This is a genomic window from Candidatus Devosia phytovorans (assembly GCA_029202405.1).
Classification (GTDB): Bacteria; Pseudomonadota; Alphaproteobacteria; order Rhizobiales; family Devosiaceae; genus Devosia; species Devosia phytovorans.
Map to the genome: position 1 here is coordinate 804,308 of CP119312.1, position 17,765 is coordinate 822,072.

Sequence of the window (17,765 nt, forward strand, 5' to 3'; positions counted from 1 at the left end):
ATCGCCTACGACGCGTCCTTGAGGATTTGGGCCATTCGCGTGCGCCAGTCGTCGCCTTGCGATTTGAACTTTTCGACCACGTCGGGGTCGAGCCTTAGCGTAACGGGCTGTTTGGCATTGGCGAGTCGCGGTCGGCCCCTGCTACGACGAAGCTCTTCAGCAAATTCTGGCATGACTTCGTCGATGGGTCTGAACCGGGCCAGTTCCTCGGAGGTCCGCGGTCGCTCGATTTCGGGATCCGGACCGATAAGTTCGCCGCTCGCGTCATCAACCCACCAGCCGTCCTCGTCCTGATGAACACCGCCCAGAGCAATGAGCGTCTTCATCTCGCGGTCATATACTTCCCAGCGACGCTGCATCTCATCGGAAGCTGCAGCGCTGTTGCCGAGGTCGCGGGTGACAAATTCGGGCCATTTAGCCATCGAAGCGTCTCCTTTCGTTGTCGCTTGCCGGTCGCATGGAAATCAAAGACAGCGCTTCGCTCCCCAAGGGACGAAAGATCACAGCGACCACCAAAATGCCATTGAAGCGGCCGATCGCCAGACTGCGGCCTTTCTTGGCCGGTTCGATCGTGGCGGAGAAAAAGAACTCTTCATCGATGTCAGCCATATCCAGGCCGTGCTTGGCCAGATTGGTTTGACGCTTGATCTCGTCATACACGATCCGCATCGTGATTTACCGTATACGAAAATTATGGTTCGTCAATAAACGTGTACGAAAATATAGTCCGTCAGGCCGAAAACTGCATCACCACCCGTGTGCCGCCGCCGTCGTTGCGGTAGGCGACGGTCGCGCCAAGGCCATTGGCCATGGAGCGGACGATGCGGCTGCCGAGGCCCGTGCCCTGCGCCTTGCCCAGGCCGTCCCAGCCGATGCCGTCGTCCTCGACGGCAAGGTCGATGACCTGGTCTTCGGTGCGCGACATGAAGATGCGCACGTCGCCGCCATTGGCCGTGCCGGAATAGGCATATTTGATGGCGTTGGTGACGAGTTCTGTGACGATGACGCCGACCGTGGCGGCCTTTTCGGTGGGGATGAAGATGTCGTCGGCGGAGACCTTGATATGGGCCACGCTGCCGGTGGCGCGCATGGTGGTCTCGAGCTCGCTGGCCAGGCTGCGCAGGTAGTCGCCGAGCTGAACGGAGCGGACGTCGTCGGTGGTATAGAGATAGCGATGCACGCCGGCGATGGCCTGGATGCGGGCCTGAGTTTCGGCCAGGGCGCGCTTGGCGTCGTCATTGTCCACGGCATTGGCCTGGAGGCCAACGAGCGCTGCAACCATGGCAAGGCTGTTGGCGACGCGGTGGTTCACTTCGCCGAGCAGCACTTCGGCGCGCTCGCGGGCGGCGCGCATGTCGTGCTCGGCCTGGGCCTTGGCGCGGTTGAGGTGCAGCAGGTCCACGGCGTGGCTGACGGCCGTCGCCAGCAGTTCGAGAAAGTCGTCGTCGACGGTCTTGAGCACATAGTCGGATGCGCCGGCCTTGAGGGCGGCGACGGCGACGGCGGTTTCCACGGTTCCGGTGACATAGACCACGGCCGGCTTGTCCTCCAGCCCGGTCATCTGTTCGAGGACGTCGAGGCCGGTGCCGGTGGGCAGGTAGTGATCGAGCGCGACGACGTCGATGCCCCCGGCGATGATGCGCGCGAGGCCTTCCTCGCCGTTGGGGGCTATCTCAACCGCATAGCCGCGCCGTTCCAGGGCCTTCTGCACAAGACGTGCAAGGCCGGGATCGTCGTCGACATAGAGTACGCGCGGCCGGTTGGGCATCTATTCGGCTTCCGGAACCTGCATCACCGAGAAGAAGAGGCCCAGCTGGCGGATCGCATTGGCGAAGCCATCATAGTCCACCGGCTTGGTGATATAGACATTGGCACCCAGATCATAGCAGCGCTGGATCTCGCGCTGGTCATCGGTCGTGGTGAGCACGACGACGGGCGAACGCTTGGTGTGATCGTTGCCCTTGACCTTTTCGAGGATGTCGACGCCGGTCATGTCGGGCAGGTTGAGGTCGAGCAGCACCAAAAGCTGGCGGCCCTTGTTGACGGCGCCGGTGCCGTCCGGCCCCATCAGATATTCGAGCGCCGCCGTGCCATTGGTGAAGGGCACGATCTGGTTGGCGACGCCGGCGCGGCGGATGTTTTTCTCGATGAGACGGGCGTGGCCCTCGTCGTCCTCGATCATGATGATGGTAACTGGCTTGCCGTCATTGCTCATGCGGATTGGCTCCCGAGAAAGCTGCGCAGGTCGCGCGGCAGGGTGATGATGAATGTGGTGCCGACGCCCAGTTCGGAGCGTAGCGTAATATCGCCGCCAAGGCTTCTGACCATGGTGCGGACATGGGCCAGGCCAATGCCTTCGCCCGGCTGGGTCTGCGTGCCAGCCCGACGGAACAGTTCGAAGACGCGCTCGTGGTCATTGGGCGCAATACCCCGGCCATTGTCTTCCACCTCGATCTCGATCCGGTTGCCCGAGGCATATTCGGCACGGATGGCGATCTTGAGCGGGCGGCCGGGCTGCTGGTACTTGACCGCATTGTCGATCAGATTGCCCAGTACCTGCTCGATGGAGAGCTTGTCCGTGACGATACGCGGCACGGTGATGTCGATCCGCGTATCGCCGCCGTTCTCCGTGATCTGGTGCTGCACCGTCGTGATCGTGGTTTCGGCGATCTTGGTGAGGTCCAGCGCTTCCGGCTTGAGCTGGCGGCGGCCTTCGCGCGAGATCTTCAGGATAGCGTTGATCAGGCTGTCCATCTTGCGCGTGGCGGCGCGGATGAAGGTGATGGCCTCGGGCAGGTCTTCCGTGGCGGCCAGCTTTGCATCGGCAAATTTGGCATCGCCGTCGTCGGGGCGGTCGGCCATATAGGTCGAGAGTTCGCCGACGCTGGTTTCGAGTTCGCTGGTGAAACCCATGATATTGACCAGCGGCGCGCGCAGGTCATGCGTCACGATATAGGCGAAGCGCTGGATTTCCTCATTGGCGCGACCCAGTTCGGAGGTGCGCTCGCGCACGCGTTCCTCGAGGCCCGCATTGGCGGCTTCGACTTCGGCGCGGGCGCCGGAGAGTTCGCGATTATAGGTCACCACGGTCCAGGCGGCACCGCCAACGAAGGCAAAGATGACGAAGCCGCCAATGATGGTCACGAGGCGCAGGGCGATGAAGCTGTTGCGCTGGTTTTCGAGGCCTTCCAGCGTGCGGGTATCTGCCGCGTCGATCACGCTGGTGAACAGGGCGCGCGCCTGATCCATGTCCGCCTTGCCGCGGTCGGTGCGGATGATATCGATGGCGTCGACCACCCGGCCGGCGCGAACCAGGTCAATGGTCTGCGCCATTTCGACCAGCTTGTTGTCGATGATGCCCCGCAGGGTCGGGGCGATCGTATTGGCTTCCGGATAGGGCGCCAGAACCTCTTCAAGCCGATCGATATTGCCCGGGATTTCGGGCAGTGCGGCGCTGTAGGGATCGAGATAGCGTTCGTCCTGCGTCAGCAGGAAGCCACGCTGGCCGGTTTCGGCATCCTGCAGCGCATTGCGGGCATTGACCGTCACCGCGCGCGCAATGCGGGCGTTTGTGGTTTCGTTGAACCAGTAATTGTTGTTTTCGACCAGATAGATGGTCGTGCCGACAATGGTGGCCAGAGCCAGGAAGGCGACGATCAGCAGCAGGGACGTCGAACGCACAAAGACATTAGTCGAAATCGGCATTGACGGTTCCCGCCGAGAAGCACCGGCTGTTCATGGCCTAAAGGGGAGGGGGTAGCAATAAAGAAAAGCGGTTCTCCGGGCCTTTCGCGCCGAAACATAGGCGCATGGTCGTGCGCCGCCGATGGAAAATGTTGGCTAAAGGCGCATGGGAAACAGAATCTTAAGCGTCCTTGGTCAAAGTGCGACGATGTTAACAAACCGGCTTCAGGCCGGGAGTGGAGTAGCGGCATCTATGGGCAAGCGTTCCATGCCCGAAAACAGCCAGACCAGTGGCCCGCATGTGCCTGTCCTCCTGGACGAGGTGCTGGCGGCCCTGTCTCCGCTCGACGGCAAGCGCATTGTTGATGGCACGTTCGGGGCAGGCGGCTATTCGCGCGCCCTGCTCGAGGCTGGCGCTATTGTCATCGCCATCGATCGCGACCCGAGCGTTAAGCCCTTTGCCGATGCCCTGATGGCCGAATTCGAAGGTCGTCTGATCTTCGTGCCGGGCACGTTTTCCGAGCTGGATACACTGGCCGCCGAACATGGCCCGATTGATGGCGTGGTGCTCGATATCGGCGTGTCCTCCATGCAGCTCGACCAGGCCGAGCGCGGCTTCTCCTTTATGCGCGAGGGTCCGCTCGACATGCGGATGAGCGGGCAGGGCGAAAGCGCAGCCGATCTGGTGAACACACTCGATGCTGAGCCGCTGGCCAATCTGCTCTATGCCTTTGGTGAAGAGCGCAAGTCGCGGCGCATCGCCCAGTTCATCGTCGCGGCCCGCGAGACCAAGCCGATCGAAACGACGCTGGAACTGGCGAAAATCATCGAGAAGGCGATCGGCCGCAAGCCGGGCGACGCGCATCCGGCGACCCGGAGCTTCCAGGCGCTGCGCATTGCCGTCAATGGCGAGTTCGAGCAATTGGGCGAGGCGCTGTTTGCCGCCGAGCGCCTGCTGGACGAGGACGGTCGGCTGGTCGTCGTCACCTTCCATTCACTCGAAGATCGCATCGTCAAACGCTTCTTTGATCCTGACAAGGGTGGTCCAGCCCAGTCGCGCCACCTGCCGCAGGTGGCAACCGAAGCCAGGCGCTGGGTGCAGGTCGCCAAGGCGGTCAAGGCCGGCGAAGCCGAAGTCAGCGGCAATCCACGGGCCCGCTCGGCCGTGCTGCGGGCGGCCAGCCGCTCGGATGCAGCGGCGCGCCCGGTCAGTTTTGCCGGGCTCAGCGTTCCTCAGGTCAGGGGCGAGCAATGATCCGCAATCTCAATATCATCCTGATCTTCACCAGCGTGCTGATGCTGTCGGGCGTCTATGCGCTGAAATTCTCCATCGAGAACACGGCCAGCGAACGCACGGCGCTGATCTCCCAGATCAGCGATCAGGAAGGCCAGATTTCCCTGCTCAAGGCCGACGAGGCCGTGCTCAGCCAGCCCGGCTATATCGAACCCATCGTGCGCCGCCACGAGCTGGCGCTGGCCATCGCGCCGGTCAAGCAGGAGCAGTTCGGCTCCTTCGCCGAGCTGCCGATGCGCCCGGTGCGCCAGCAGGCGCCCAATTCGGCAGCCATGGACGAACTCTTTCTGGCGCTGGAATCCGGCATCGACCCGATCGACGCCATCCTCGAACTTGAGGGCATTGAATAATGGCCGTCATCGGCGACAATTTCGGGCCGACCATTGCGCTGGAAGGCGCCCGCAAGGCGCGTGGCAACCTGACCCAGGCCCGCATCCGCTGGATGATCCTCGCCATCGTGCTCGGTTTCGGCCTTGTCGGTGGTCGCCTCGTCCAGCTCGGCATGGTCGAGAATGACACCACGATCGAAGGCCAGGCGCGTGACGTCATCACCGCCACCCGTCCGCCGATCCTGGATCGCAACGGGCTGGAAATGGCCGTGGATATCCGCGTGCCGTCGTTGTTTGCTGAGCCCCGCCGCATCATCGATGTGGAAGAGGCGGTGCAGAAGCTGCGCACCGTGCTGCCCGATCTCGATGAAGACTGGCTGCGCAATCGCCTCACCGGCGACAAGGGCTTCGTGTGGGTACAGCGCGAGCTGTCCCCGGCCATCCAGGACAAGATCATGGGCCTGGGCATTCCGGGCATCGACTTCATCACCGAGTCCAAGCGCTTCTATCCCGGCATGACGGAAGCCAGCCATATCCTGGGGTCGACCAATATCGACAACCAGGGCATTGCCGGTATCGAGCGTCATATGGATGGCGAGAATGTCGCGCTGCTGCAGGAACTGGGCCTGGCGCGCGGCAATGCGCTGGCGCCGGTGGAACTGAGCGTCGACATGCGCGTGCAGCATGTGATGCACGAACAACTGGTCGATGCGATGACGCGCTATCAGGCGATTGCCGCCGCCGGCGTCATGGTCGATATCCATACCGGGGAAGTCATCGCGCTGGCCTCGCTGCCCGATTTCAATCCCAACGATCCCAAGAGCGCTCTCGTCAAGGACAGCTTCAACCGCATCACCTCGGGCATTTTCGAGCCAGGCTCGATCTTCAAGACGGTGACCATGGCCGGCGCGCTCGATAGCGGCGCCGTGCGCATCACCGATCAGTTTGACGCGCGTTTCGGCATTCGCTTCGGTCGCTTCACCATCGACGATTTCCACGGCAAGCATCGCATCCTCAGCTTGCCGGAGGTGTTCAAGTTCTCGTCCAACATCGGCACGATCCGCGTCATGCAGGCGATGGGCAAGGACAATTTCCGCACCTTCCTGTCGACCATGGGCTTTGACCAGCGCGTGCCCTTCGAACTGCCGGAAATGCGCGTGCCGACGGTCCCAAAGTCTTTCTCCGAAGTGGGCGCCGCGACCGCATCCTTTGGTCACGGTCTCTCCGTCTCGCCCCTGCACATGGTCACCGCCTATTCGGCCTTCGTGAATGGCGGCAATTACATCCCGCCCACGCTCTACAAGCGCAGCGTCGCCGAGTCCGAACCCCTCTATCGCCAGGTCATCCAGCCCGCGACGAGCGAGGCGATCCGCTACCTGATGCGCCTCAATGCCATCGGTTCTGGCGGTTCGGGCGGTCAGATGAACAAGCTGGCGCTGGGCTTCCGCGTCGGCGGTAAGACCGGCACGGCCGAAAAGGTTGTCGATGGGCGCTACTCGTCGAGCAAGGTGACGAACTTCTTCGGTTCGGCCTTCCCGCTCGACAATCCGCGCTATGCCATGGTGATCATGGTGGACGAACCCAAGGCCGAAAATGCGCAGACGGGCACCACGGCTGGCTGGAATGCCGGCCAGGTCACCGGCCGCATCGTGCAGCGCATCGCGCCGATGCTGGGGATCGCCCCCGATTTCTCGCCGCTTGTTGACGATAGCCTGGTTCCTGCGGCATTGCGTAACGGCCCGCCCGGCTCACAATTCAATTGATCCAGAAGGATTTTCCGACGTGTCCCTGAGTGTAACACAGCTGCTCGAAGGCTCCGGCGCACGGCCCAAGAAGGGTCTCGGCGCGGTTTTCGGCCTTAATTCCGACAGCCGCCGGATCGAGCCGGGCGATATCTTTTTCGCACTGCCGGGCCATAGTGTGCATGGCAATCAATTCGTACCCGACGCGGTCAAGCGTGGGGCGCTTGCGGTGATCACCGATGTGGCGCCGGTTGGTGATCCGGGCGTGCCGGTCATCATCGTGCAGGATGTGCGCGAGGCCTATGCCCGCGCGGCGTCGCGCGTCTTCGAGCCGCAGCCGGAAATCACGGTGGCCGTCACTGGCACCAACGGGAAGACGTCGGTCGCATCCTTCGTGCGTCAGATCTGGAACTATGCCGGCATTGCCGGGGCCAGCATCGGCACGCTGGGCGTGGATACGATGACCCGCCATATCGATGGCAGTCTCACCACGCCGGATTCGCGCACGCTGCATCAGTCGATGCGCGCGCTCAAGGCCCAGGGCATCGACCATGTGGCACTTGAAGCCTCGAGCCATGGGCTCGACCAGCGCCGGCTCGATGGCATTCACTTCGAGGCGGTGGCCTTCACCAATCTCAGCCGCGACCATCTCGACTATCACGCCGATATGGACGAATACCGCAATGCCAAGCTGCGCCTCTTCACCGACCTGCTGGTCGATGGCGGGGCGGCGGTGGTCAATGTCGATGATCCGGAACACGAGCAGTTCATGTATGCAGCGCTCGGTTCGGGCGCGACGCTGCTGACCGTTGGTCGCGAAGGCGCCTATATCGAAGTGCTGTCCGTGACGCCAGAAGGCTATGGCCAGCGCGTCGAAATCCGCCATGTCGGCGAAAAGGTCAGCTTCCATCTGCCACTGACCGGCGAATTTCAGGTGTCCAATGCCATCGTCGCGGCAGCGCTTGCGATGTCGAGCGGCGTCGACAAGGCCGATGCCTTCCCGGCGCTGTCCGATCTGGTCGGGGCCAAGGGCCGGCTGGAACTGGTCGCAGCGCACAATGGCGCAGCCATCTTCATCGACTATTCCCACAAGCCGGTGGCGCTGGAATCGGCGCTTGCCTCGCTTCGGCCATATGCCAAGGGAAAGCTGCGTCTGGTGTTCGGCGCCGGCGGCGATCGCGACAAGGGCAAGCGTCCGATGATGGGCGAAGTGGCCCATCGCATGGCCGACGACGTAATCGTCACCGACGACAATCCGCGTACCGAAGACCCGTCGACCATTCGCAAGGAAATCCTGGCCGAGGCCAAGGGCGCGCGCGAAATCGGCGACCGCAAGAAGGCGATCATCGAGGCCGTGCAGTCTCTTGAGGAAGGTGACGTCCTGCTCATTGCCGGCAAGGGCCATGAGGACTACCAGATCATCGGCACCACCAAGCACCATTTCTCCGACCATGAGGTCGTGGCGGAGGCAATCAAGGGCTAGACATTCCATGACCCAGGCCCTCCACACGATCGAAACCATCCTGGCCGCTACGGGCGGCAGGACTGCGCTGGACCCGGCGACGCCGATCGGCTCCGTCACCATCGACTCGCGCGAGATCGGGCCTGACGCTCTCTTCGTCGCCATCAAGGGCGATCGTTTTGACGGTCATGACTTTGTCGACACGGCGCTGAAAAATGGCGCGGTTGCGGCCCTGGTCAGCCGGGGCGAGGGGCCGGGGCGGATCGTCGTGGACGATGCCCTCGACGGCATGCGCGATATCGCGCGTGCAGCCCGTGAGCGGAGCCGGGCCATTGTCGTCGGCGTCACCGGGAGCGTGGGCAAGACCACGACCAAGGAGGCCATTCGCGTGGTCTTCGAGGCGGCTGGCCAGACCCATGCCTCGATCAAGAGTTTCAACAATCACTGGGGCGTGCCGCTGATGCTGGCGCGCTTGCCGGCGGAGGCGCAGTTCGGCGTCTTCGAAATGGGCATGAGCGGACCCGATGAAATCCGTCCGCTGTCGCAGCTCGTCCGGCCGCATATCGCCGTCATCACCACGATCGCCGCCGCGCATTTCGAGGCCTTCGGCTCGCTCGACGGCATCGCCCGCGCCAAGGCCGAGATCTTTGCGGGGCTTGAGCCGGGCGGAACGGCCGTGCTCAATGGCGATCATCCGCAACTCGACGTGTTGCTCGACGAGGCCAATGCCGCCGGCGTCGGCCGCGTTATCACCTATGGTGAGGCGCGTGGTGTCGACTGGCAGATCCTCTCCATCGAGACCGCCGGCGACAGCAGTTTCGCCACGATCGAGCATGACGGCGAACGCTATTCCCTGGTCGTCAATGTTCCTGGCCGCCACATGGTGGCCAATGCGACCGCTGCCCTGGCCGTTGCGCATCTGGCCGGCATCGAGCCGGCCGTGGCCCTGCTGGCGCTGGCCGGTTTCGGCGCCCAGGCGGGCAGGGGATTGCGCAGCCGGCTCGGGCCAGACGACAAGCCGCTGCTGCTGATCGATGAAAGCTACAATGCCAACACGGCCTCGATGACGGCCGCGCTCGAGACCTTTGCCGGTCAATCCACGCCTGGCGAAAAGGTCGTGATCCTCGGCGACATGCTGGAACTTGGCGAGAAGTCGTCAAGCATGCATGCGAGCCTCTTGCCGGCCGTCAATGCCTCGGGCGCGACGCGTATCTACCTCGTGGGCAAGGATATTGCGGCCCTGGCCGAAGCGCTTGGAAGCGGCCGTGTTGCGGCCCATACACAGACTGCTGGGGAGATGGTCGAGATTGTCCTCAACCACCTTGCCTATGGCGACGCAGTTATGGTCAAAGGGTCCAACGGCGTGGGCCTTGCGGGCGTTGTCGAGAAAATCCGCCAGAAATTCGGCACTTCCTGATCCCAGCCAACAAGGACACCTCGCTTCATGCTGTATTTCCTTGGCCAGTTGGGTGATGCGCTCACGGCCTTCAACGTCTTCCGCTACATCACCTTCCGCACGGCCGGCGCTGTCGTTACCGCGCTGTTCTTCGTGTTCCTGTTCGGGCCCGGCATGATTGCCCTGCTGCGCCTTAAGCAGGGTCGTGGCCAGCCGATCCGCGAAGACGGTCCTGCCGGGCACCTGCTGACCAAGAAGGGCACGCCGACCATGGGCGGGCTGATGATCCTGTCGGGCGCGGTGATCTCCACGCTGATCTGGGCCAACCTCAGCAATGGCTATGTGTGGGTGGTGCTGTTCGTCACCATCGGCTTTGGCGCCATCGGCTTTTACGATGACTATCTCAAGGTCAAGCGCATGAGCCACAAGGGTTTCGGCGGCCGCCAGCGCCTGCTGCTCGAAGCGCTGATCGGCTGTATCGCGGCCTTTTTCATCTCCCAGCTGGCCGCCGGTTCCTATGGCACGTCGATGCTCTTCCCCTTCGTCAAGGACCTGGCGCTTAACCTTGGGATTTTCTACATCCTGTTCGGCGGCTTCGTCGTCGTCGCAGCCGGCAATTCGGTGAACCTCACCGATGGTCTTGATGGTCTTGCCATTGTGCCGGTGATGGTGGCTGCTGCCTGCTTCGGCCTCATCGCCTATCTCGTCGGCAGCCAGAACTATGCCGACTACCTGCTGCTCAATGCCGTGCCCGGCACGGCCGAGCTTTCGGTGGTCTGCGGCGCGCTGATCGGCGCCGGCCTTGGCTTCCTGTGGTTCAACGCCCCGCCGGCACAGATTTTCATGGGTGATACCGGCTCGCTCGCCCTCGGTGGCGCGCTCGGCACCATTGCCGTCGCCACCAAGCATGAGCTGGTGCTGGCCATCATCGGCGGACTCTTCGTGCTCGAAGCCGTATCGGTGATCGTTCAGGTTGCCTCGTTCAAGCTCACCGGCAAGCGCGTGTTCCGCATGGCGCCGATCCACCACCATTTCGAGCATCTGGGCTGGACCGAAAGCCAGGTTGTGATCCGCTTCTGGATCATTTCCTTCGTGCTGGCGCTGATCGGCCTGAGCAGCCTGAAACTCCGTTAAACCGGCGGCTTGGCGAAGCCCTTCACCAGGATCGGACCGGTCGGACGACCGGTCGGCGAGCCTGGTGCCGGCTCCAGCGTGATTTCATAGAGCTGGCCGCTGGCCGGATCGGGGAGAGCCGGACCGGTCAGGCTGATGGTGCGCGGATCGCTGAACGTGCCCAGCGATACCGGGCCAGTGGCCGGATCGGGCAGGGTCCAGACTTCGAGGATGCTGCCCTCTGGCACGGCGAAATCTTCTAGCGGCACCAGCCGGATGCTGTCATCGGCAAAGGCCTCCACGATGGCGCCGGGTTGCGCGTCGCCCTCGTTGAGCAGCACGGCGATCATGATCGGTTCACGCGTCGCCGTGGTCATGCTGCCCGCGAGATAGCCAACACCAAGCGCCACCACGACGCTGGCTGCCATGGCGTACCACTGCCGGTGCGGGCGCGGCTTGCCGGGGAAGGGCACGACGGTGTCACCCGTCGCAGGCTTGCTCAGATTGTCCTCGATGGCGCTCCAGAGTGCCGGATTGACAGCCGCCGGGATCGCGGTGTCGTCGAGATGCTGCAGATGTGCCGTGAGACGATCAACGGCCGATCGAAGCGCCGGATCTACTGCCAAGGCTGCTTCGAAGTCGGCCCGTTCGGCATCTTCCATCAGGCCCAAAACATAGATGCCGACTTTTTCCAGCTGTTCGGGGCTCATGACAGGCACTCCTGCAGCGAGACCACGCTGCGGCGGATCCAGGCCTTGATGGTGCCGAGCGGCGCCTGCATGGTCGCGGCGGCTTCGCCATGGCTCAGGCCCGTGACGTAGCAGAGCAGCACGGCACGCCGGCGTGGTTCATCCAATTGTTCGAGACAGATGCGCAGGGCATCGCGTTCGGCCAGGGCATCGAAAGCCTGTTGCGCATCCATGGCGCGGTCGCCCATTTCGGTCAGTGTTTCGCTGGCGTGGTAGTCCATGCGGCTGCCGTCGCGCAGCATGTTGAGCGCCCGGTTTCGGGTCATGGTGGTCAGCCAGCCGCGGGCCGAGCCGCGGGTGGCGTCGAACTGGCCCGCCCGCTTCCAGACGGCAACGAAGACTTCCTGCACCGCCTCCTCCGCCAGCTCGCGGCGGCGCAGGATGCGCTGTGCGATGGCTACGAGGCGCCCCGATTCATGCTGGAACAGCCCCGCCAGGGCGGTGCGGTCGCCCTTGGCGATGCGCGGCAATAGTGTTTCGGCGTCGTGCGGGTCGGACATAAGGCGCAACATGGCTGCAAACTCTTCTGGTGTCGACTACCCGCCGCCACGACCATTTGGATGCAGAACAATTATTTTCATGTGCTGCATCCAGATGCATGTCCCCGTGGGTAATCCCCTCGTAACCAGCGCAAAAGCGCTCCATTCGAGGAGACGTCTCATGACTGCAACATCCCTTTTCGCCCTCCGTGCCGGCCTTGTCGCATCCACTCTCGTGCTCGGCGCCGCCGCAGCGCATGCCGCCCCCGCAATTGGCCTTGTCGACGGCACAACTCTCGTCATGTTCGATACCGAAACCCGCGCCGTCAGCGGCACGATGGAAGTGTCCGGCGTCGATGGTCTTGCCGGCATCGACGTTCGTCCGGCCGACAAAATGCTCTATGGCGTGTCCCTCAATGGCGAAGTGGTGACCATCGATACGACCAGCGGCGAAGCGACGGTCAAGTCGACGCTGTCGGAAAAGCTCGCCAGCTATGAGGGCGCCAGCATTGACTTCAACCCGATGGCCGACCGCCTGCGCATTGTGGGCACGGATGGCACCAATCATCGCGCCAATGTCGATGATGGCTCGGTGACGGTCGACGGTTCGCTGGCCTATGACGCGGCCGACATGCATGCCGGCGAAGAGCCCGCCATCGTCGCGGTGGCCTATACCAATTCCATCGGCAAGCCCGAAGCGACGGCCATGTATGATATCGACGCGACCATCGTCGCGCTGATCCAGCAGGCTCCGCCCAATGACGGCGTGCTCAAGGCCGTCGGCAAGCTGGGCGTCGAGGGCGGTTCATCCTATGCCTTTGACATTGCTGCGACGGAAGACCTGACCAATACGGCCTATCTGGTCGTGGACAATGCGCTTCACACGGTCGACCTCGAAACCGGCGCGGCAGAAGCCTGGGGCGCAATCGAGGGCGTCGAAGGCTCGATCACGGACATTGCCATCCTGCAATAGGACGGCCTTGGCCGACCTGTGATGAAGCGCGCGGATTCGCCGATCCGCGCGCTTTGTTTTTTCAGGGCAGGACGGCGAGTCCCTCGGCGCGGGCGGCGATGACGAGCTTGTCGTCGATCGTAGCGAGGGTGAGGTGTTTGCGGACCGCCAATTCGAGGTAGGTGGCGTCGTAGACGGTAAGGTTGTGGCGCATCGCCAAAGCAAGCGTGATGCCCCACGCTTTGTCCGAGGTTTCGCTATCGGTCTCGATACCAAGGCGGCTCAGGCCTTCCAGCAAACCCGACACTGTATGCATGGGTATCTTGCCACGCCGTCCCTTCATCAGGAGCACATTGGCCACTTCTACATTCCACAATTGAGGAACATAGGCGCCTCCTTCGGTGACCAGGCTCAGCACATCGAGAATGGCAGGTGTGTGCTCCTCCTCGATGCTCCAAGCAATGGCGACGGAGGCATCGAGGATCAAGATTTCCGCCCCTCGTTGATCAGGTCCATGATCGTCTCGCCAGGCTCGAGCTTGAGGTCGACACTGAGTGCGAGCAGATCGTCCATGGCTTTCCGGGCCTTGGCGACATCCCTTTTCGGCCTTGGGGTCACAGTTGCAATCACCTCACCATTGCGGGTGATGTCAACGGCACCGCCGTCGGCGCTTTCCAGCACGGGCAGCAACTGGTTGCCGCTATCGATTTCCCACTTGTCATCCATGGCAGACGCTCCCGGCGCCGTTTTCCACTGCGCCAGATATAACACTCATCCCCAGACTCGCAAAACGCAACGGGCTTGAGCATTCGGTAACCATCCATGGTTACAGTTCGATGCAATCTGTATCGAGTTGACCGGCTTTCCCATGATGTTCTCCCGTGCCGAAAAGACGCCTCTGGCGGAGTGGTGGTGGTCGATCGACCGGGAATTGCTCGGTGCGCTGATCCTGCTGATGACCTGCGGCATGGTGCTCAGCTTTGCCGCCAGTCCGCCGGTGGCCGAGCGCATCGGGCTTAACGAGTGGTTCTTCGTCATCCGTCACGCCCTGTTCTGCCTTGCTGCCTTGCCGGTGATGCTGATCACTTCGCTGCTCAGCCAGCGGCAGGCGCGGCTGGCGGCGCTTGCCACCTTTGCCGTCAGCGTGCTGCTGCTGTGGCTGACGCTGCGCTTCGGTACGGAAGTCAAGGGCGCCCGGCGCTGGATTTCCTTTGCCGGCCAGTCGATCCAGCCATCCGAATTCATCAAGCCGGCCTTTGCCGTGCTCGGCGCCTGGTTGTTCTCGGAATCCATGATCCACCGCAATGTGCCGGGCCGGATCCTTGCCACCCTGATGATGGGCGCCGTGGTTGGGGCGCTGCTGCTGCAGCCTGATATCGGGCAGACGGCGCTGATCCTGGGTACCTATGCGGCGCTGCTGTTCCTCTCGGGCATTTCCTGGTTCGTGATCTTCGGCCTTGCCGGGGCGGCCGTGGCGCTGCTGTTTGGCGCCTATATGTTTTTCCCGCACGTGTCGCGCCGCATCGATACCTTCCTCAACCCCGAGGGGGGCGGCAATACCTATCAGATCGACCGCGCCCTGCAGTCGCTGCAGGAAGGTGGCTGGTTCGGGCGCGGTCCCGGTGAATCCATTGCCAAGAAGCTCATCCCTGACGCCCATGCCGACTATGTGTTTTCGGCAGCAGCGGGCGAATATGGCATCATCTTCTGCATGGTGCTGGTGTCACTGATCGGCTTCATCGTGATCCGCGCCATGATGGGAGCACAAAGACAGTCGAGCCTCTTCGCACGTCTTGCCGCTTCCACTATTGCCATTCAATTCGCCATGCAGGCGGGGATCAATCTGGCCGTGAATCTCAATCTCATTCCGCCCAAGGGCATGACGCTGCCCTTCGTCTCTTATGGTGGCACGTCCATGATCGCCGTTGCCTTCGGCATGGGGCTGATGCTGGCCTTTACCCGCACCAAGCCGGAAGAGCGCATGGCCACGGGCATTCCGAGCTATCGCAGCGCCGTCGCACCACTGGCGCCTGCCGAATGAGGAAATTCGTCCTTATTGCAGGCGGTACGGGTGGACACCTCTTCCCGGCCATGGCCTTGGCGCAGGAGCTGGGCCGGCGCGGCCATGTGGTCGAGCTGATGACCGATCATCGCGTCGAAAGCTATGGCTCGGATTTTCCGGCCAGCGCCGTCCATATTGTACCTTCGGCGACGCCGTCGCTGCGCAATCCGGTCAAGTTCGTCGCCGGTGGCATCAAGATCCTGCGCGGCATTGCCGTGGCCACGGGCAAGCTGCGCGCCAGCAAGCCGCATTGCGTCGTCGGCTTTGGCGGCTATCCGACTTTTCCGCCGTTTCTGGCGGCCAATTTCCTTGGCATTCCGGGCATATTGCACGAGCAGAACGCCGTGATGGGGCGCGCCAACCGGGCGCTGGGGCGTTTCGCCGATCTTCTGGCCATGAGCTTCAGCCAGACCAGATTTGCCGATACGCTCAGCCTTGAGAAAGTCGTGACGGGCAATCCAGTGCGCGACCGCGTGCGCTCCGTCGCGACCACGCCCTATCCTGAACTAGCATCGGGCGGCCCGATCCGGCTGGTGATCTTTGGTGGCAGCCAGGGCGCCAAGGCGTTGTCCGATGTCGTTCCCGCCGCCATTGCCGGCCTGCCCGATACGCTGCGTCAGCGCCTGCTTATCGTGCAGCAATGCCGCGCCGATGATCTCGATCGCGTGGCCGAGGTCTATCGCCAGGCCAAGGTCAATGTCGAGCTGGCGGCCTTCTTCACGGACCTGCCCGAACGGATCGCCCGAAGCCATCTGGTGATCGGCCGTTCGGGTGCCTCGACCATTGCCGAACTTACCGTGCTCGGACGCCCGGCCATTCTCGTGCCACTGCCCGGCGCGCTCGATGCCGACCAGAAGAACAATGCGCTGGTGATGGAGCAGGCGGGCGCCGGCTGGCTGGCAGAACAAGCCACGCTGTCGCCGCAATCGCTGGGCAATCGCCTCACCAGTCTGCTATCAGACCCTCAAACCCTCATCAAAGCTGCCGCTGCCGCCCGTTCGCTGGGCCAGCCGCGTGCCGTCGAGAAGCTGGCGGATCTCGCCGAAATGCTCTCCGGCCGAAACACAGAAGTGGATACCCGTTCATGAAAATGCCGCGCAATATCGGACCCGTCCACTTCATCGGGATCGGCGGTATCGGCATGAGTGGCATTGCCGAAATCCTGCACAACCAGGGCTATACCGTGCAGGGCTCGGACGCTTCGCTCAATCCCAATGTGCAGCGCCTGCGTGACATGGGCATCAAGGTCGAGATCGGCCAGAGTGGCGACAATCTCGGTCAGGCCGAAGTGGTGGTCGTCTCCTCGGCCATCAAGAAGGACAATCCCGAGCTGGTGGCTGCTCGCGCCAGGGCCCTGCCCATCGTGCGTCGCGCCGAAATGCTGGCCGAAATCATGCGCTTCAAGACCGCCATCGCCATTGGCGGTACGCATGGCAAGACTACGACAACCACGCTGGTCGCGACCCTGCTCGATGCCGGCAATCTTGATCCGACGGTCATCAATGGCGGCATCATCAACGCCTATGGCACCAATGCGCGCCTCGGTGGCGGCGAATGGATGGTGGTCGAAGCCGACGAAAGCGACGGCACTTTCGTCAAGCTCCCGGCGGATGTGGCCGTGGTCACCAATATCGATCCCGAACACCTCGACCACTATGGCGATTTCGAAGGGGTGAAGAAAGCCTTCCACCAGTTCGTGGAGAACGTGCCCTTTTATGGCTTTGCCGTGATGTGCCTCGACCATCCGGAAGTCCAGGCTCTGGTTGGCGAGATCAAGGACCGTCGCGTCATCACCTACGGGCAGAACCCGCAGGCCGATGTGCGGCTGGTCGATCTCGAAAATGTCGATGGCGTATCCAAGTTTGCAGTCGAGATCCGCGACCGTATCCGGCAGACGCAGCTGCGCATCGACGGGCTCGAGCTGCCCATGCCCGGCATTCACAATGCGCTCAATGCCACGGCCGCGATTGCCGTCGCCGACCAGTTGCATGTGCCGGCCGAAGCCATTCGCAAGGGGCTAAAGGGCTTCACCGGGGTCAAGCGTCGCTTCACCAAAACGGGCGTCGTCGGCGGCATCACCGTCATCGACGACTATGGCCATCACCCGGTGGAAATTGCTGCCGTGCTGCGTGCCGCGCGCTCGTCCACCAGGCGCGATGTTATTGCCGTGGTGCAGCCGCATCGCTACAGCCGCCTCAATGACCTGTTCGACGATTTTTCCGCCTGTTTCAACGATGCCGATACGGTCATCGTCGCGCCGGTCTATGCCGCAGGCGAACAGCCCATTCCCGGCGTGACCCATGAAGAGCTGGTCAACCGCATCCGCGCTCGCGGCCATCGCGATGCCCGCGTCATCGATCGTCCCGAAGCCCTGGCGCCGCTGATCGCCAGCCGCGCGGAGGAGGGCGACTATGTCGTCTGTCTGGGCGCCGGCAATATCACGCAATGGGCGGCGGCTTTGCCGGGTGAACTCGGCGCCTTGCTGGGCAAGGATGTGGAGTAG

General features: G+C 62.8%; 19 protein-coding genes. 10 read left to right on the plus strand and 9 right to left on the minus strand.

The window, feature by feature from the left end:
- Positions 1 to 5: 5 nt before the first annotated feature.
- The 5 genes from P0Y65_03965 to P0Y65_03985 all read right to left on the minus strand — a co-directional run bounded on the left by P0Y65_03965 (position 6) and on the right by P0Y65_03985 (position 3,705).
- Positions 6 to 422, minus strand: a complete 417-nt coding sequence (locus tag P0Y65_03965; protein ID WEK05422.1) for a BrnA antitoxin family protein — start codon at positions 420 to 422, stop codon at positions 6 to 8.
- Positions 415 to 669 (minus strand): BrnT family toxin, encoded by a 255-nt coding sequence (locus P0Y65_03970; protein WEK05423.1) that lies wholly within the window; start codon positions 667 to 669, stop codon positions 415 to 417. Before P0Y65_03970 ends, P0Y65_03965 begins: the two co-directional genes overlap by 8 nt.
- Before the next feature lie 61 nt (positions 670 to 730).
- The gene (locus tag P0Y65_03975) at positions 731 to 1,768 is read right to left on the minus strand and encodes a histidine kinase dimerization/phosphoacceptor domain -containing protein (GenBank protein ID WEK05424.1); all 1,038 of its coding nucleotides are present in this window, start codon (positions 1,766 to 1,768) and stop codon (positions 731 to 733) included.
- The gene (locus P0Y65_03980) at positions 1,769 to 2,215 is read right to left on the minus strand and encodes a response regulator (protein ID WEK05425.1); all 447 of its coding nucleotides are present in this window, start codon (positions 2,213 to 2,215) and stop codon (positions 1,769 to 1,771) included. It lies immediately after the preceding gene.
- Positions 2,212 to 3,705: a CHASE3 domain-containing protein gene (locus P0Y65_03985; protein WEK05426.1), complete on the minus strand. Its 1,494-nt coding sequence runs from the start codon at positions 3,703 to 3,705 to the stop codon at positions 2,212 to 2,214. Before P0Y65_03985 ends, P0Y65_03980 begins: the two co-directional genes overlap by 4 nt.
- A gap of 232 nt (positions 3,706 to 3,937) precedes the next feature.
- On the opposite strand from P0Y65_03985, the gene rsmH reads away from it, so the two are divergent.
- From rsmH to mraY, 6 genes are read left to right on the plus strand one after another with little or no spacing between them, the layout of a single operon-like run.
- Positions 3,938 to 4,939, plus strand: a complete 1,002-nt coding sequence (gene rsmH, locus P0Y65_03990; GenBank protein WEK05427.1) for a 16S rRNA (cytosine(1402)-N(4))-methyltransferase RsmH — start codon at positions 3,938 to 3,940, stop codon at positions 4,937 to 4,939.
- The gene (locus P0Y65_03995; protein ID WEK05428.1) at positions 4,936 to 5,328 is read left to right on the plus strand and encodes a hypothetical protein; all 393 of its coding nucleotides are present in this window, start codon (positions 4,936 to 4,938) and stop codon (positions 5,326 to 5,328) included. Before rsmH ends, P0Y65_03995 begins: the two co-directional genes overlap by 4 nt.
- Positions 5,328 to 7,070, plus strand: coding sequence for a penicillin-binding protein 2 (locus tag P0Y65_04000; protein ID WEK05429.1), 1,743 nt, complete (start codon positions 5,328 to 5,330; stop codon positions 7,068 to 7,070). The genes P0Y65_03995 and P0Y65_04000 overlap by 1 nt, the downstream gene beginning before the upstream one ends.
- Before the next feature lie 19 nt (positions 7,071 to 7,089).
- Positions 7,090 to 8,532: a UDP-N-acetylmuramoyl-L-alanyl-D-glutamate--2,6-diaminopimelate ligase gene (locus tag P0Y65_04005; GenBank protein WEK05430.1), complete on the plus strand. Its 1,443-nt coding sequence runs from the start codon at positions 7,090 to 7,092 to the stop codon at positions 8,530 to 8,532.
- A 7-nt stretch (positions 8,533 to 8,539) separates the two neighbouring features.
- The gene (locus tag P0Y65_04010) at positions 8,540 to 9,928 is read left to right on the plus strand and encodes a UDP-N-acetylmuramoyl-tripeptide--D-alanyl-D-alanine ligase (GenBank protein ID WEK05431.1); all 1,389 of its coding nucleotides are present in this window, start codon (positions 8,540 to 8,542) and stop codon (positions 9,926 to 9,928) included.
- Positions 9,929 to 9,955: 27 nt separating this feature from the next.
- On the plus strand, positions 9,956 to 11,041 hold the full coding sequence (gene mraY / locus P0Y65_04015; protein WEK05432.1) for a phospho-N-acetylmuramoyl-pentapeptide-transferase: 1,086 nt from the start codon (positions 9,956 to 9,958) through the stop codon (positions 11,039 to 11,041).
- Here the strand turns inward: mraY and P0Y65_04020 are convergent.
- On the minus strand, positions 11,038 to 11,730 hold the full coding sequence (locus P0Y65_04020; GenBank protein WEK05433.1) for an anti-sigma factor: 693 nt from the start codon (positions 11,728 to 11,730) through the stop codon (positions 11,038 to 11,040). The genes mraY and P0Y65_04020 overlap by 4 nt on opposite strands.
- Positions 11,727 to 12,281 carry a sigma-70 family RNA polymerase sigma factor gene (locus P0Y65_04025; GenBank protein ID WEK05434.1) on the minus strand — a complete coding sequence of 185 codons (555 nt, stop codon included), beginning with the start codon at positions 12,279 to 12,281 and terminating at the stop codon, positions 11,727 to 11,729. Before P0Y65_04025 ends, P0Y65_04020 begins: the two co-directional genes overlap by 4 nt.
- A gap of 148 nt (positions 12,282 to 12,429) precedes the next feature.
- On the opposite strand from P0Y65_04025, the gene P0Y65_04030 reads away from it, so the two are divergent.
- A complete protein-coding gene (locus tag P0Y65_04030; GenBank protein ID WEK05435.1) occupies positions 12,430 to 13,221 on the plus strand; it encodes a DUF4394 domain-containing protein in 792 nt (263 codons plus the stop codon).
- A 61-nt stretch (positions 13,222 to 13,282) separates the two neighbouring features.
- Here P0Y65_04030 and P0Y65_04035 read toward each other — a convergent pair whose 3' ends face one another.
- Positions 13,283 to 13,687, minus strand: a complete 405-nt coding sequence (locus P0Y65_04035; GenBank protein WEK05436.1) for a type II toxin-antitoxin system VapC family toxin — start codon at positions 13,685 to 13,687, stop codon at positions 13,283 to 13,285.
- Complete coding sequence (locus P0Y65_04040) at positions 13,684 to 13,926, minus strand: hypothetical protein (GenBank protein ID WEK05437.1); 243 nt, start codon at positions 13,924 to 13,926, stop codon at positions 13,684 to 13,686. Before P0Y65_04040 ends, P0Y65_04035 begins: the two co-directional genes overlap by 4 nt.
- A gap of 145 nt (positions 13,927 to 14,071) precedes the next feature.
- Between P0Y65_04040 and P0Y65_04045 the strand changes: the two genes are divergently transcribed.
- Genes P0Y65_04045 through murC form a run of 3 tightly spaced genes read left to right on the plus strand, consistent with a single transcriptional unit; the run spans position 14,072 to position 17,765 of the window.
- Positions 14,072 to 15,241 (plus strand): putative peptidoglycan glycosyltransferase FtsW, encoded by a 1,170-nt coding sequence (locus tag P0Y65_04045; protein WEK06725.1) that lies wholly within the window; start codon positions 14,072 to 14,074, stop codon positions 15,239 to 15,241.
- A complete protein-coding gene (gene murG / locus P0Y65_04050) occupies positions 15,238 to 16,350 on the plus strand; it encodes an undecaprenyldiphospho-muramoylpentapeptide beta-N-acetylglucosaminyltransferase (protein ID WEK05438.1) in 1,113 nt (370 codons plus the stop codon). The genes P0Y65_04045 and murG overlap by 4 nt, the downstream gene beginning before the upstream one ends.
- Entirely contained in the window at positions 16,347 to 17,765 is a 1,419-nt protein-coding gene (gene murC, locus P0Y65_04055; protein WEK05439.1) for a UDP-N-acetylmuramate--L-alanine ligase, read from the plus strand. Before murG ends, murC begins: the two co-directional genes overlap by 4 nt.

Bases quoted from the DNA above. Each gene is read 5' to 3' on its own strand.
- P0Y65_03965 (WEK05422.1), bottom strand. From the start codon at position 422: ATGGCTAAATGGCCCGAATTTGTCACCCGCGACCTCGGCAACAGCGCT.
- P0Y65_03970 (WEK05423.1), bottom strand. From the start codon at position 669: ATGCGGATCGTGTATGACGAGATCAAGCGTCAAACCAATCTGGCCAAG.
- P0Y65_03975 (WEK05424.1), bottom strand. From the start codon at position 1,768: ATGCCCAACCGGCCGCGCGTACTCTATGTCGACGACGATCCCGGCCTT.
- P0Y65_03980 (WEK05425.1), bottom strand. From the start codon at position 2,215: ATGAGCAATGACGGCAAGCCAGTTACCATCATCATGATCGAGGACGAC.
- P0Y65_03985 (WEK05426.1), bottom strand. From the start codon at position 3,705: ATGCCGATTTCGACTAATGTCTTTGTGCGTTCGACGTCCCTGCTGCTG.
- rsmH (WEK05427.1), top strand. From the start codon at position 3,938: ATGGGCAAGCGTTCCATGCCCGAAAACAGCCAGACCAGTGGCCCGCAT.
- P0Y65_03995 (WEK05428.1), top strand. From the start codon at position 4,936: ATGATCCGCAATCTCAATATCATCCTGATCTTCACCAGCGTGCTGATG.
- P0Y65_04000 (WEK05429.1), top strand. From the start codon at position 5,328: ATGGCCGTCATCGGCGACAATTTCGGGCCGACCATTGCGCTGGAAGGC.
- P0Y65_04010 (WEK05431.1), top strand. From the start codon at position 8,540: ATGACCCAGGCCCTCCACACGATCGAAACCATCCTGGCCGCTACGGGC.
- mraY (WEK05432.1), top strand. From the start codon at position 9,956: ATGCTGTATTTCCTTGGCCAGTTGGGTGATGCGCTCACGGCCTTCAAC.
- P0Y65_04020 (WEK05433.1), bottom strand. From the start codon at position 11,730: ATGAGCCCCGAACAGCTGGAAAAAGTCGGCATCTATGTTTTGGGCCTG.
- P0Y65_04025 (WEK05434.1), bottom strand. From the start codon at position 12,281: ATGTTGCGCCTTATGTCCGACCCGCACGACGCCGAAACACTATTGCCG.
- P0Y65_04030 (WEK05435.1), top strand. From the start codon at position 12,430: ATGACTGCAACATCCCTTTTCGCCCTCCGTGCCGGCCTTGTCGCATCC.
- P0Y65_04040 (WEK05437.1), bottom strand. From the start codon at position 13,926: ATGGATGACAAGTGGGAAATCGATAGCGGCAACCAGTTGCTGCCCGTG.
- P0Y65_04045 (WEK06725.1), top strand. From the start codon at position 14,072: ATGTTCTCCCGTGCCGAAAAGACGCCTCTGGCGGAGTGGTGGTGGTCG.
- murG (WEK05438.1), top strand. From the start codon at position 15,238: ATGAGGAAATTCGTCCTTATTGCAGGCGGTACGGGTGGACACCTCTTC.
- murC (WEK05439.1), top strand. From the start codon at position 16,347: ATGAAAATGCCGCGCAATATCGGACCCGTCCACTTCATCGGGATCGGC.